Below are 12,061 nucleotides of genomic sequence, written 5' to 3'. Positions count from 1 at the left end.
CGCGACGGCGGGTCGAGTGGCCGCGCGGAGATGCAGCCATTCTCCCATCGTGGCAGCCTGTTTTATTTCCGGACGCAATTCTCGGGCAGCGGCTGTCTTTTGCAGAATCGGGGATCGGCGAAATCCAGCTCTTCGACTGAGCCGGTGACCAAGCCCCAACTGCGCTGCTTAACCATCGAAATCTCATAAAAATCGACCCCGCTGTACTTGAAATCTTCATCCTCCAGAGCGACGGCTACTCCCATCTCTCGCAGATACTGTTTCTTTTCCAGATGAGCATTGGCTAGAACCTTGGCGACCCTTTTGGCCGATTTTATCTCAGTGAAGCTCCTGTCGCCGTTTGTGTACAGGACGGCTTGTCCCTTGTGGACCCGAATAAGGTTGCGGTCCGCGGGCGTGTGATGGTGCTCCGGACCCGCTGGCTGGCCATGGATTTGCGTCCCCATGCATTGCGGCGGCGACTGTGGTGACGGAGCCAGTGATTCGATGGCAGCAGTTCGGTTCGGAGTTCAGGTTAAACTATAGACAAGTGGAAAATGAGGGTTCCGGCGATAGGACTAGACTAGAATGGGGCAAAACACGAGAACGCTGAACGCCGCTTCGGCTCGTCGCAAGAAGGATCCCCTACCTGCCGGCCAGGTCCGCCCTCGTGCGATACAGACTGAGATACAAACTGTGATACAAGCCGCCACCGAATCTTGGAAAAAACGCTTTACAATCAATGTCGGAGGCAGTGCGGCGTTGCATCTCGACCGCACCATTAAATTCGAAAGCGGAACCTCTAACCCGTTGAATTCGAGCACGGCGGGGAGCGTCCTTGTCAGGGCGCGAGGCTTTTTGCCTGGTTGCGATCACGAATGTGGCCCAGTGAAGAAGCAATCGGCGCGCGGAGCCATCTATGCGGTTGGCGTGCAAACTATTCGCGCACCAAGCGTCCGGTTGCCCACCAGATCACAAATACAACAACGATCGATGCGTAGCCGTTCACGGCATGGTGGCAGCCAGTGTACACCGATCCGTACAGGATCAGGGCTGCAAAGGTCCAACCGAGAACGAGCCGGCGCTGGGTGTGGTTCGAGGGGCAGCTCGATCTCGACGCTGATCGGATGGTTCATGGCCTATGGTCCAGCGACGATCGCAGCGAAAATAAGCACCTTTGCGCTTGCCTTGAAGGCATCCTATTCTGGCGGGTAGTATCCGCTCGTGGGCATAGAATGTCGGTACTGCCTTTCTTAAGAATTTACGCGCCGCTCAACGCGGTGCTGGCTGCGACTGGGCTTGTGGCGGTGGCTACGCTCACGACACCGGACCTGTCCGGACGAAGCAGACTGGCTTTGGCTGCCGTGCTGGCGGTCATTTGGGGCGTCTATCTCCTGGAATTGGCCGAGAAACTGCTCAAGCGCCGGGCGGGAGACGTTCGGGACAGGACGCCGGCAATCGCCATTGATGTGCTCGCGGTTTTGGTTCCACTCGCCGCATTTCTGCTCGTCGGCACGCCCGACCGGAGCCTCTACTGTGCTGTCTGGCTGCTGAAACCGCTGCGCGACTCAACTTTCTTCCCGCTGCTGGGCAGAATCCTGACCAACGAAGCGCGCAACCTGATCGGCGTCGCCACGGTCTTCGGCATCGTTCTTTTCGGTTTTGCGCTCGCAGCCTATGTCATCGAGCGCGACGTCCAACCGCAACAGTTCGGCAGCATCCCCCAGGCAATGTGGTGGGCGGTGGTCACGCTGTCCACCACCGGCTATGGCGACGCTATTCCGGAAAGCTTCGCCGGCCGCGTCCTTGCCGGGGCGGTCATGATGAGTGGCATCGGCATCTTCGCGCTCTGGGCTGGCATTCTTGCCACCGGCTTTTATCAAGAAGTCCGTCGCGAGGATTTCGTCCGCAATTGGCAATTGGTCGCCGCCGTGCCGTTGTTTCAGAAGCTCGGCCCGGCCACACTAGTCGAGATCGTGCGCGCATTACGACCTCGCATCGTGCCGGCGGGCGCTGTGATCTGCCGCAATGGCGAGACCGGTGACCAGATGTTCTTCGTCGTGGAGGGGCGCGTCAGCGTCGCGACGCCGAACCCGGTGGATCTGGGCCCTGGCGCCTTCTTCGGCGAGATGGCGCTGATCACCGGCGAACCGCGCTCGGCGACCGTCAGCGCCACAACGGTGGTCTCACTCCTGTCGCTACACTCGGCGGATTTCCAGATGCTGTGCAGCAGCAGCCCGGAGATCGCAGAAACCATCCGCAAGACCGCGCTCGAGCGGCGCGGCGCGGCAGCTAAGGGTTGACCGTACTAGGTGTTCGTCAGAGGAGGATGTGATGGCAAGGCTGCCAGCTGCCTGCCGATGGTGGCTGGCTGGAACTACATGCTTTGCCGCTGCCGAACCATCCTCAATACAGGTCGCCACAGAATCGTAGAAAAATGGCTTAAAATCAACGCGGGAGGCGTTGGGGCGCTGCATCTCGACCGCACCATTAAATTCGAAAGCGGAATCTCTTGCCCGTTGAAATTCGAGCACGGCAGGGAGCGTCCATGTCGGGGCACGTGCTTTTTGCCTGATTGCGGTCGCGAGTTTGGCTTATGCGAAGTGGCCATCGGCAGGCATGGCCATCTATCGACAAGCGCACATAACTATTCGCGCACCAGGCGTCCAGTCGCCCACCAGATCACCGATACAACAACGATCGATGCGTAGCCGTCCACGGCATAGTGCCAGCCGGTGAACACCGATCCGTACAGGATCAGGGCTGCAAAGGTCCAACCCAGAACGCCAACCCAGCGATTGATCGATGACAGCAAATAGGCGTTCAATGCGGCAAAGGCGACATGCATGCTTGGCATGGCCGAGATGCCGCCGCCAAGACTTGGCCGGCCGCTTTGGTAAGCCATCAGGAGATATGCCGCGGGTTCCCGCACCATGTAACTATGGTCCAGCCTGTCCAAGGCCACATTCAATCCGTGGAAGCGATCCACGCCGACAAAGTGGTGGTAGTAAACCGGTCCGACCGATGCCAGCGCCACGGCCAAGACCGTTCCGAGGACGGACAACGTCAGCGCTGCTGCGCAGAGATAGCGGATGCGGGCAATCTCGTCCGACCAGAGCGACACGAAAAGGATGGCGCCGAACCACTGGTAAAACCAAATGACTTCATAGCTGTTGAAGACGACGAACGACCAATTGTTGCTGTCGAGCTTATGGACGATCTCCCATGGCGGCATACCGTGCAGCCATTCATCAGCGTCGGCCAACCAGTTGTCGGCATAGTATGGGACGACGGACGGGATGGCGATCTTGTAGGTAGAGAACGCGGTCAAGCTGGCAAAGAAGAACAGCAGCACCAGCAGACAACCGCGCCAGCGCCCTTGAACCAAATCCAGTGCGTAGCGAACCGGTTGCCGCCGGCCATGGATTAGCGCGGCACAGCAGACGCCACCGATAAACAACACCGGAATGCCAACAAGAAACTTGTGAGAATAGATTAAGGCGGACGTATAGAATATTTCTGGATATAATGCAGATGCGCCTAAAACGTATGTCGCCATGAACAAGGAGAGGCGCAATTGCCATATGGCGGAGGGCCTGTAGCGAGAGGCTTCCGTGGTTAGGGCCAAACCAATTTACCTGTTCTTAACGTTTCGCCGGAGAGACACATACACCGGTAAGGTAAAAACCTTGCCGCCAGGTTTACTTTTCCCCGGTGGTCGACATTTGCCGGTTCGAGACATGGTCGTGCCGTTCAGAGGTAAGGTAGTTGCGGGTCGGCAGTCGCTTGGTAAAGGAGTTCAAGACGACGTCGGCGGAAGCACTCGGCTTTCCGCTCGGTAGCGTTCCGCCATTTTCCGATGTTTCATTTCTTGTTTCTCCACGGCATGTCCTTTTCCCAATCGCCTGCCATGATCGAGCCGTAGGGATCGACAAAGTCCTGGATGGTCGCCAGGCCATGCTTCTCGATTTGGCCGATGACCTGTTTGGCGCTCTTGTAGGCCGCCGGCAATTCGGAGAGGTCTGGTCTTCCCATCCAAAACCGGATGTCCAATCCGCGCGTTTCCGCCTTGAGAACGTCGTCGAGTTCCCGCGAGCCGATCACGTCGCGCAAGTAGCGGGTTCTGCTCATGTTTCGGCCGGCACCATGAGGGGAGAAGCCAAGCGACGCCTTTTTGTCGGTGTGGCCTGTGATCAAGACCGGCTCTCTCATATTCATCGGGATCAGCGTACGGCCATCGTCGTCGGCCGAGAAGCGAGAGAACGAAGGCGTTGCGCCTTTGGCATGATAGAAGAGCCCGTCGTCCCGGCGAAAGACGAAGTTGTGCTCGTTCCAGAACCGATCGACAATCTGGTTGCCAAGGACGCCCTGAACGCGGTCATGGATGCGGAAATGGTTTTGCTTGGTCCACTCGCGAATGATTTGCAGCGCTTCCCAGTATGCGCGGCCTTCGTCGGTCTCAGCCTCGATCCACGCCGCCCCGGAAGGCGTTTTTGGCGACACTATTGCCGTATGCTTTTTGGCCAATGCCATGCCGCGTTTGTACAGCATCGCTCCCGGACCGCGTGATCCGTGATGGGTTACGATAGCCGGCTGTCCGGTCGACCTGAGATGACCGACATAGAGGAAATGATTGCCGTCGCCCTGCGTGCCCATGTTGCTGTCGCCGATAGGCACAATGTCGGAAAGGAAGCGGTTCGACTTAAATCGCACGGCAAGTTCCCGCGACATGTCCCAACCACGCCGATCCTTGCGCCCGCCGGGCCCGAAATGCGTTACGTCGAACGCCGCATCGAGTATCTTCTTCGGATCGTCGTTCCTCTTGAACACCGTGATCGCCATCGAGCAGCAAATATCGGCCGAATGGAAATCAGGGTGGATGGCGTTTCTAGCTGCCACGACACCGCCGACGGGAATGGTTCCTGCCGGACATGCGTCGGGCATGACGACCCCGGACACGACTGTTGGTGTGCGCAGGAGGGCATCCATGGCCTCGACCACCAGGCCAAGGTTTTCGCGCTCGACATCGTTTTCCGGCTCGAGGAAAACGCTAAACGCCAGCGCATTGGTCCTCGGCATCATTTCGACCGGCAACAGTGTTTGCAGATAGGCAAAGATTTCGTCCTGCGAGCGTCCTTCGCGTTCCATGCGTTGCGCGTCGGCGATGGCGCCCGGAAACCACCTGCCCGGCTTAAAACCCCACTGGATGAGTTCCTTGCCGGTGATCACGGCCGTCTCCTGTCGTCAAAAAGATCAGGCTGACTAGCACGCTGCCCGAACGCGCGCACCACCCGAGCTCGGGGGCCGAACCGGCCGGGTGTTTAAACACCGGTCCACCGACCCCTCAGTTGACATATCATAAGTTTTAGCTTATCATAAGTGATGGTTTATGATTATGCGGGAATGGTGGCCTTGGCCGATCCGACGCGCCGCAAGGTGTTCGAGCTCATCGCCGATCGGCCACGCTCGGTCATTGATCTGACGCGAGTGCTTCCGGTCTCGCAGCCGGCGGTATCGCAGCACCTCAAGGTCTTGAAGGAAGCCCGGCTGGTCCGCGCAGAGCCGAAAGGTGCCAGCAACATCTATCATCTCGACCCGCATGGGCTCGGCGAGATGCGTGCCTGGCTCGACCGCATGTGGGGCGATGCGCTCGACGCCTTCAAACGGGAAGTCGACAACAGCAAGGAGAAGAGGAAATGACGACCATGATCAAGCCCGCGCCGGTCAGGAAGTCGGTGACCGTGGAGGTGCCGCTCGACAAGGCGTTCGATGTGTTCACCACAGGATTCGGGCGCTGGTGGCCGGCTTCGCATTCGATCGGCAAATCCGCCCTGACGACCGCGGTGATCGAACCGAAAGCCGGCGGCCGCTGGTACGAGATCGGCGAGGATGGGTCACAATGCGATTGGGGCGAGGTTCTCGCCTGGGATCCGCCGTCGAGGCTGACGCTCGCCTGGCGCATTGGAGCCGGCTGGCGCTACGATCCGGCATTGCTGACCGAAGTCGAGATCCGCTTTGTCGCGCTCGGCGAGAACGCGACGCGCGTGGAACTCGAGCACAGGCTTCTGGAGAACATGGGCGAAACCGCAGAGGCGATGCGCGAGGCCTTCGAATCGGAGGGTGGCTGGAGCGGTCTCCTGGACCGCTATGCGGCTGAGGCCAAGCGCCACGCCGCCTGATCGGGAAGCCGTTAAGTCCAATATCCAGCGAGGCCGTCGCACCCTCGGCCTCGCCGTTTTTGAATCAGTGTCGATCTGCCCATCTGGTTGACCGGGGCGGGGAGATACGCTGCCCTTTACCTGCCGCCGCGAAGGTTTGCAGCGCCGCAGGTTTGTAGAACGTCCTCTCCTCCTACCATCCGGTATGCGCCGCGTCGTTTGGACGCGCGAACGGCGCTGTAGCAATTTGTCGTTGTGCATGGTCCTTTCGCAAAATCGATTCCGATTGTCAGGATCATGGTCTAGACCTGACAGGCACCTTATCCGGAAATCCGATGGCGGGAGGCGCTGGTGGAAGGCCAGGACGAACAGATGACCGGCGCCAGGGCGGCCGAGGAGCGCCGCGCCGACATCTATGACGAGGACGGCGTCATCCTGTCGTCGTTCCTCGCCCAGATCGGTGCCGCGATCGCCGATCGCGATACGCTGACGCTGAAGCGCGAAGTCGACGATCTGCACCAGTCGGAACTCGGCCACCTGCTCGAGGCCCTGCACCCGGAACAGCGACGCGCGCTGGTCGAATTGCTGGGCAAGGATTTCGATTTTTCCGCGCTGACCGAGGTTGACGAGGCGATCCGCCGCGACATCGTCGACAGTCTGCCCAATGCGCAGATCGCCCAGGCGGTGCAGGATCTCGATTCCGATGACGCGGTCTACATTCTCGAAGACCTCGACCAGGAGGACCAGGACGAGATCCTGTCGCAGCTGCCGTTCACCGAGAGGATCAGGCTGCGGCGTTCGCTTGACTATCCCGAAGAGACCGCCGGCCGCCGCATGCAGACCGAGTTCGTCGCGGTGCCGCCGTTCTGGACGATCGGCCAGACCATCGACTACATGCGCGAGGACAACAATCTTCCCGACCGTTTCAGCCAGATCTTCGTCATCGATCCGAGCTTCAAGCTGCTCGGCGCCATCGACCTCGACCAGATCCTGCGTACCAAGCGCTCGGTCAAGGTCGAAGAGGTCATGCATGAGACCAGGCATGCCATCCCGGCCACCATGGACCAGGAGGAGGCGGCACGCGAATTCGAACAATACGATCTTCTGTCCGCCGCCGTCGTCGACGAGAACGAGCGGCTGGTCGGCGTGCTGACCATCGACGACGTCGTCGACGTCATCCAGCAGGAGGCCGAGGAAGATCTGCTGCGCATGGGCGGCGTCGGCGACGAAGAACTCTCGGACAGCATCTTTTCGACCTCGCGCTCGCGCGTGCCTTGGCTGCTGGTCAATCTTTTGACGGCTTTCCTGGCGGCCTCGGTGATCGGCCTGTTCGACCGCACCATCGAGCATATCGTGGCGCTGGCGGTGCTGATGCCGATCGTCGCCGGCATGGGCGGCAATGCCGGCTCGCAGACCATGACGGTCACGGTGCGGGCGCTGGCGACCAGGGACCTCGACATCTACAATGCCGGCCGCATCATCCGCCGCGAAATCGGGGTGGGCTTCATCAACGGCATCATCTTTGCCATCCTGATCGGCCTCGTCGCTGCTGCCTGGTTCCACGATCGCAATCTCGGCGGCATCATTGCGGCTGCGATGATCATCAATATGTTCGTGGCGGCTCTGGCGGGCATCCTTATCCCGCTGCTGCTCGACCGCTTCAAGATCGATCCGGCTGTGGCTTCGGCGGTTTTCGTCACCACGGTCACCGATGTCGTCGGTTTCTTTGCCTTTCTCGGGCTCGCCACATGGTGGTTCGGCGTGCGCTGAACGTCACGTCAATTGACTTTTACGTAAATGCCATGCGAGGCTTTGAAAGGTGCCTTGTCCGCCGATTCTGGTACGCGCCTGGGCGCCGGCGGCGCCGGCCAGTTGGAACTCGCGGCGTGGCCGGGGCATTGGAGTGACGATGCGGGAATATTATTCGATCACGGAGCTGACCCGCGAATTCGACGTGTCGACGCGGACGTTGCGCTTCTATGAGGACGAAGGGCTGGTGCAGCCGGTAAGACGCGGCCGCACGCGGCTGTTCCGTCCGTCGGACCGGCATCTCATCCGCCAGATCATGCGGGGAAAAAGACTCGGCTTCTCGATCAACGAGATCCGCGAGATCATCCAGATGTACAGGGAGCCGCCCGGCGAGGTCGGCCAGCTCAAGCTGATGATCAAGCGCATCGAGGAAAAGCGCGAGGATTTGCGCCAGAAACGCCGCGACCTCGAAGAGACGCTGGCCGAGCTCGACCAGGCCGAGGAATCCTGCGTCGAGCGGCTGGTGGAGCTCGGCGTCACCACCTAAGCCGGTGTCAGCCTCGGCTCAAATCCAGCGCCGCACCCTTTTGGCGTAGTCCCGGTATTTCTTGCCGAATTTGGCCGTCAGCACCTTCTCCTCGCTCTCGATCGTCAGCTTCTGCGTCAGGAACGCCGCGATGACCGCCAGCGGCAGGAACCAGGCGATCCCAGTGACAAAGGCGAGGCTGACCAGCAGCAGCGTGTTGGCGAGGTAGATCGGGTTGCGGCTGACGGCGAAGGGTCCGGTAGTCACCAGATGGTCAGGCACGCCGTTCGGGTTGAGCGTCGTCTTGGCGCGGATCATGGTGCGGATTGCCGTGAACCAGAGCGCGGCAACCGCCACCAACCCCACAAGGCCGGCGGCGAACAGGATGTCGCCGAGAAGATCGCCGATCCACGGCAGCGGATAGAACAGCCCTAGCGCGACGCTGACGATGATGGCGGCGATATAGATCAGCGGCGGCCATGGGATGTGCCCCAGCTTCGGCTGCCCAGGATTTTGCTGCACGGGTTTCGGGTGACTGTCGCTCATTATTGTCCTCCCTCGATTAGCGCGTTCCCGGTTCCGCCGCCTCGGTTTGGGCGGTGCAGGTGCCGGCGAGCTCGCCAATATGCGCCTTCCACTCCGGGGACTGGTCGTCGCTGTTGAGCCGGTCAAGCGAGGCTTCGCCCTGGAGAGTGTCCAGCATGCAGGCACAATAGCTGGAGCAGAACTCGGTGTCGCGTGCCTGCTCGCAGGATATCTGGCAGGATTTCAGAAAACGCACCTCCCTGGTTTCGGCCTGCGCCGGCATGAATTGCGAAAACAGCCAGACCGAGCCGATCAGCACCGGCTGATGGATCAGATAGAAGGCAAGGCTGTGCCGGCCGATGAAGACCAGCGGATTTGCCCAGCGGCCGGGCGCCAAGGCCGACAGCCGCGTCAGCGCGCCGGAGGTGGCGGCGAGCTTGGTAACCGCGATGCCGGCAAGTACGGCGCCGAACCAGGGCAGCAGCGGAACGTAGTCGTTGGAGCGCGGGTTGGTCGCCGACAGGCCGACCCACCACAAAGCCGGATGATCGAAAAGCTCGGATCGCAGGTAGAAAGGCGCAGCGACGACGAATACGGCGACAAGCAGCGTCAGCAGCGCCGGCAGGCGCAGGAACGCCAGGCCGAGCAGGCTGGCGAGCGCGATCTCATGCAATATGCCGAAGAAGATGAAGCCGTCGGGCGTGGCGATGCGGGTGACCAGCGATATTGCGAGCGCTGCCCCGGCAACCATGGCGAAGCGCTTCCAGAAGCCGGTCCAGCGGATTTTTTTGCCATGGGCGAGATAGAGGCTGATGCCGACCAGGAACAGGAAGCTCGAGGCGATGCAGCGCGCGTAGATTTTCCACCAGCCGAAGGCGGTGAGGCCGGGATCGGTGTAGCCGAAGAATTCGAGGTCCCAGGTGAAATGATAGCTCGCCATGGCAAGCAAAGCGATGCCGCGTGCAATGTCGATAACGGCGATGCGCTTCGACTTCGGTTGATCCTGAACGGCTGCGGTCGGCGTGTCGATGCTCATGGTCTCGCTGTCTTGGTTCAGCCCCGGCAAGACGACTATCACGGTTGCCACCGTCAAAAGAAGCAGGGCCTTGCGTCGTGTTGGCGCCGGTCGGCATCAGGGCTGCTTTAGGCCACAGCCGGAAAGCCTTTGGCCGGCGTGCTGGCGTTCTTCGGCCTGGGCGCGGTTTTCGCGACACTCGGCCTGCTGGCGGCGGCCTGCGGCTTCGTCACCTGGCGCTATCTGCCCAAATCGCTTTGATGTGCGAGCGCCGCATGGCGCTCGCGCACCCAGTTGTGGAAGCGGTGCAAGTCGTATTCCTCGGGCATCAGCACGCCGGTCTTATGGCGCATCGAGCGCAGGCCCATCTGGTTGACCTCGCAGATATCAGCATCCTCCTCCAGCACCTGGGTACCGAACGCGACGATGTTGTCGATATCGGCGGCCGGATCGGCGAGCGCTTCGCGTCGCGGCAGACGAGCAGCCAGTTGCGATACCAGATCGCCTCGAGATCGCGCTGATAGGCTGCGATGTCCCAATAGGCTGTTTGACGGCAGCGTCGGCTCGGGCCGCGTCAGGCCGTTGTAGGGATCGCGCTTGTTCGGGCTGGGTTGCATGCCGGCTTCCTCCCCATCCGCCAGCCGACACCCGGCTGCGAAAATTGTCAATCGCGGCGCCGGTCTGCGAACTTGGCGAGGCGGCGCATTCGCCACACGATCCGGCGGAATTTGGTTTGCCGGGCGCGGCGATTCTGCCTATAGTCGCTGATGTCGTCGGTTCCGTTTGGAACCAAGAGGGAATGCGGTTAGGGCAAGTTGTTTGCCCAATGCCGCGGCTGCCCCCGCAACTGTGTGCGGTAGTCCTCTCCATATGCCACTGAAGGTTCGCCTTCGGGAAGGTGGGGAAGGGCGCTGATCCGCGAGCCAGGAGACCTGCCGGCGACAGGAAACTGACTTCTATGCCCTCGGGTGGAGGGCGAAAGGACAAGACATGAATACCGCTTCCGTTTCGCTCGGCGCTTCCGCCTCCTCGCAGTCGCGTCTCATGCAGCTGGCGCTTGCTGCATTCCTCGGCATTTTCGTCATGGGCTTTGTCGGCTTCTCGCATATCGATGCGGTCCACAATGCCGCGCACGACTATCGCCATTCGATGGGCTTTCCCTGCCACTAACAAGGGGCTGACATCATGACACTGTTTCGCAACGTCGTGTTCATCGCGGCGATCGCAGGGCTTGTGGCCGGCGTGGCTCTCGCCTGCATGCAAGCCTATGCCACGGTGCCGCTCATCCTGAAGGCGGAAGTCTACGAACAGGCCGGCGGCGGCCATGACCATGCCGCGGCACCTGCGGCACCGGCCGAAAACGCCGCGGGCACGACGGCTATGAGCAGCGCCGCGCCGGCACCGGCTGAAGCAATGGCTCCGGCGGAAGACGAAGGCTGGGCGCCGGCCGACGGTTTCGAGCGCTTCGGCTTCAGCGTCGTTGCCAATATCGTCACCGGCATCGGCTTTGCGCTGGTCCTGGTCGCGGTTTCGGAATTCGCCGGCGGCATCGGCAACTGGCGCCAGGGCCTGTTCTGGGGGCTTGCCGGCTTTGCCGTGTTCACGCTGGCGCCGGGCCTCGGCCTGCCGCCGGAACTGCCGGCGATGCCGGCGGCCGACCTTGTCCAACGCCAGATCTGGTGGTGGGCAACAGTGGTGGCGACCGCCGCCGGGCTCGGCCTTATCGCCTTCCGCAGATCGTTGCCGCTGGCGATCCTTGCCGTAGCGTTGATCGTGGCGCCGCATATTGTCGGCGCGCCGCAGCCCGATAGCTTCGAGACGGCGATCCCGGAAGGCCTGCACCACCAGTTCGTGGTGGCGGTGACGCTGACCAATCTGGTGTTCTGGCTGGTGCTCGGCGCGGTCGTCGGCGTGGTGCGCGGACGCTTCACGGGCACGGCGACCAGCCTGCGCGACAGCTTTGCCTGACCGCGCTGTCGGGGCACTGACCCTGGTCGTCGGCGGTTGGGCGCGCCCCGCCCCCGCGGCCACCCCCCGCCGCGAGTCCGGGCGGGCCCCCCCCGCGGCGTGTATGGCAAAGACACCACCACGCAACGCGCGGGCACCGCC

General features: G+C 61.4%; 13 protein-coding genes and 1 riboswitch. Of the genes, 7 read left to right on the top strand and 6 right to left on the bottom strand.

From position 1 onward, the window contains the following. Positions 1-62 precede the first annotated feature (62 nt). On the bottom strand, positions 63-446 hold the full coding sequence (locus NKI08_RS26510; RefSeq protein ID WP_352773464.1) for a hypothetical protein: 384 nt from the start codon (positions 444-446) through the stop codon (positions 63-65). A 768-nt stretch (positions 447-1,214) separates the two neighbouring features. On the opposite strand from NKI08_RS26510, the gene NKI08_RS26505 reads away from it, so the two are divergent. Then, complete coding sequence (locus NKI08_RS26505) at positions 1,215-2,282, top strand: cyclic nucleotide-gated potassium channel (RefSeq protein ID WP_352470245.1); 1,068 nt, start codon at positions 1,215-1,217, stop codon at positions 2,280-2,282. A gap of 344 nt (positions 2,283-2,626) precedes the next feature. Here NKI08_RS26505 and NKI08_RS26500 read toward each other — a convergent pair whose 3' ends face one another. Both NKI08_RS26500 and NKI08_RS26495 read right to left on the bottom strand, forming a co-directional pair. Then, positions 2,627-3,538, bottom strand: coding sequence for a phosphatase PAP2 family protein (locus tag NKI08_RS26500; protein ID WP_352768047.1), 912 nt, complete (start codon positions 3,536-3,538; stop codon positions 2,627-2,629). Between the two features lie 305 nt (positions 3,539-3,843). Then, a complete protein-coding gene (locus NKI08_RS26495; protein WP_352773461.1) occupies positions 3,844-5,208 on the bottom strand; it encodes an RtcB family protein in 1,365 nt (454 codons plus the stop codon). A 153-nt stretch (positions 5,209-5,361) separates the two neighbouring features. On the opposite strand from NKI08_RS26495, the gene NKI08_RS26490 reads away from it, so the two are divergent. The 4 genes from NKI08_RS26490 (at position 5,362) to NKI08_RS26475 (ending at position 8,433) form a co-directional block, all read left to right on the top strand. Then, positions 5,362-5,679 (top strand): ArsR/SmtB family transcription factor, encoded by a 318-nt coding sequence (locus tag NKI08_RS26490; protein WP_023720727.1) that lies wholly within the window; start codon positions 5,362-5,364, stop codon positions 5,677-5,679. Next, positions 5,676-6,158: an SRPBCC family protein gene (locus tag NKI08_RS26485; protein ID WP_254818127.1), complete on the top strand. Its 483-nt coding sequence runs from the start codon at positions 5,676-5,678 to the stop codon at positions 6,156-6,158. The genes NKI08_RS26490 and NKI08_RS26485 overlap by 4 nt, the downstream gene beginning before the upstream one ends. A gap of 351 nt (positions 6,159-6,509) precedes the next feature. Beyond that, the gene (gene mgtE, locus NKI08_RS26480) at positions 6,510-7,907 is read left to right on the top strand and encodes a magnesium transporter (protein WP_502894205.1); all 1,398 of its coding nucleotides are present in this window, start codon (positions 6,510-6,512) and stop codon (positions 7,905-7,907) included. Between the two features lie 139 nt (positions 7,908-8,046). Further along, the gene (locus tag NKI08_RS26475) at positions 8,047-8,433 is read left to right on the top strand and encodes a MerR family transcriptional regulator (protein WP_023676566.1); all 387 of its coding nucleotides are present in this window, start codon (positions 8,047-8,049) and stop codon (positions 8,431-8,433) included. Positions 8,434-8,451: 18 nt separating this feature from the next. On the opposite strand, the gene NKI08_RS26470 is transcribed toward NKI08_RS26475, so the two are convergent. The 3 genes from NKI08_RS26470 to NKI08_RS26460 all read right to left on the bottom strand — a co-directional run bounded on the left by NKI08_RS26470 (position 8,452) and on the right by NKI08_RS26460 (position 10,569). Further along, entirely contained in the window at positions 8,452-8,958 is a 507-nt protein-coding gene (locus tag NKI08_RS26470) for a methyltransferase family protein (RefSeq protein WP_352454650.1), read from the bottom strand. A 16-nt stretch (positions 8,959-8,974) separates the two neighbouring features. After that, positions 8,975-9,973 carry a heparan-alpha-glucosaminide N-acetyltransferase gene (locus NKI08_RS26465; RefSeq protein ID WP_352773457.1) on the bottom strand — a complete coding sequence of 333 codons (999 nt, stop codon included), beginning with the start codon at positions 9,971-9,973 and terminating at the stop codon, positions 8,975-8,977. A 218-nt stretch (positions 9,974-10,191) separates the two neighbouring features. Next, positions 10,192-10,569, bottom strand: coding sequence for an SRPBCC family protein (locus NKI08_RS26460; RefSeq protein WP_352618919.1), 378 nt, complete (start codon positions 10,567-10,569; stop codon positions 10,192-10,194). A gap of 140 nt (positions 10,570-10,709) precedes the next feature. Continuing rightward, positions 10,710-10,906: riboswitch (cobalamin riboswitch) on the top strand. 36 nt (positions 10,907-10,942) lie between these two features. Between NKI08_RS26460 and NKI08_RS26455 the strand changes: the two genes are divergently transcribed. Together NKI08_RS26455 and NKI08_RS26450 are read left to right on the top strand one after the other, a co-directional pair. Beyond that, on the top strand, positions 10,943-11,122 hold the full coding sequence (locus NKI08_RS26455) for a CbtB domain-containing protein (RefSeq protein ID WP_023676561.1): 180 nt from the start codon (positions 10,943-10,945) through the stop codon (positions 11,120-11,122). A 15-nt stretch (positions 11,123-11,137) separates the two neighbouring features. Continuing rightward, complete coding sequence (locus NKI08_RS26450; RefSeq protein ID WP_352618917.1) at positions 11,138-11,920, top strand: CbtA family protein; 783 nt, start codon at positions 11,138-11,140, stop codon at positions 11,918-11,920. Positions 11,921-12,061 lie beyond the last annotated feature (141 nt).

The sequence above is a fragment of the Mesorhizobium sp. M0768 genome (assembly GCF_040320195.1).
Lineage (GTDB): Bacteria > Pseudomonadota > Alphaproteobacteria > Rhizobiales > Rhizobiaceae > Mesorhizobium.
This window is presented reverse-complemented; position numbering and strand designations above follow the sequence as displayed.

What these genes read in the sequence shown, in the direction of transcription:
- NKI08_RS26510 (WP_352773464.1), bottom strand. Translation starts at nt 446, where the DNA reads ATGGGGACGCAAATCCATGGCCAGCCAGCGGGTCCGGAGCACCATCAC.
- NKI08_RS26505 (WP_352470245.1), top strand. Translation starts at nt 1,215, where the DNA reads ATGTCGGTACTGCCTTTCTTAAGAATTTACGCGCCGCTCAACGCGGTG.
- NKI08_RS26500 (WP_352768047.1), bottom strand. Translation starts at nt 3,538, where the DNA reads ATGGCGACATACGTTTTAGGCGCATCTGCATTATATCCAGAAATATTC.
- NKI08_RS26490 (WP_023720727.1), top strand. Translation starts at nt 5,362, where the DNA reads ATGGTTTATGATTATGCGGGAATGGTGGCCTTGGCCGATCCGACGCGC.
- NKI08_RS26485 (WP_254818127.1), top strand. Translation starts at nt 5,676, where the DNA reads ATGACGACCATGATCAAGCCCGCGCCGGTCAGGAAGTCGGTGACCGTG.
- mgtE (WP_502894205.1), top strand. Translation starts at nt 6,510, where the DNA reads ATGACCGGCGCCAGGGCGGCCGAGGAGCGCCGCGCCGACATCTATGAC.
- NKI08_RS26475 (WP_023676566.1), top strand. Translation starts at nt 8,047, where the DNA reads ATGCGGGAATATTATTCGATCACGGAGCTGACCCGCGAATTCGACGTG.
- NKI08_RS26470 (WP_352454650.1), bottom strand. Translation starts at nt 8,958, where the DNA reads ATGAGCGACAGTCACCCGAAACCCGTGCAGCAAAATCCTGGGCAGCCG.
- NKI08_RS26465 (WP_352773457.1), bottom strand. Translation starts at nt 9,973, where the DNA reads ATGAGCATCGACACGCCGACCGCAGCCGTTCAGGATCAACCGAAGTCG.
- NKI08_RS26460 (WP_352618919.1), bottom strand. Translation starts at nt 10,569, where the DNA reads ATGCAACCCAGCCCGAACAAGCGCGATCCCTACAACGGCCTGACGCGG.
- NKI08_RS26455 (WP_023676561.1), top strand. Translation starts at nt 10,943, where the DNA reads ATGAATACCGCTTCCGTTTCGCTCGGCGCTTCCGCCTCCTCGCAGTCG.
- NKI08_RS26450 (WP_352618917.1), top strand. Translation starts at nt 11,138, where the DNA reads ATGACACTGTTTCGCAACGTCGTGTTCATCGCGGCGATCGCAGGGCTT.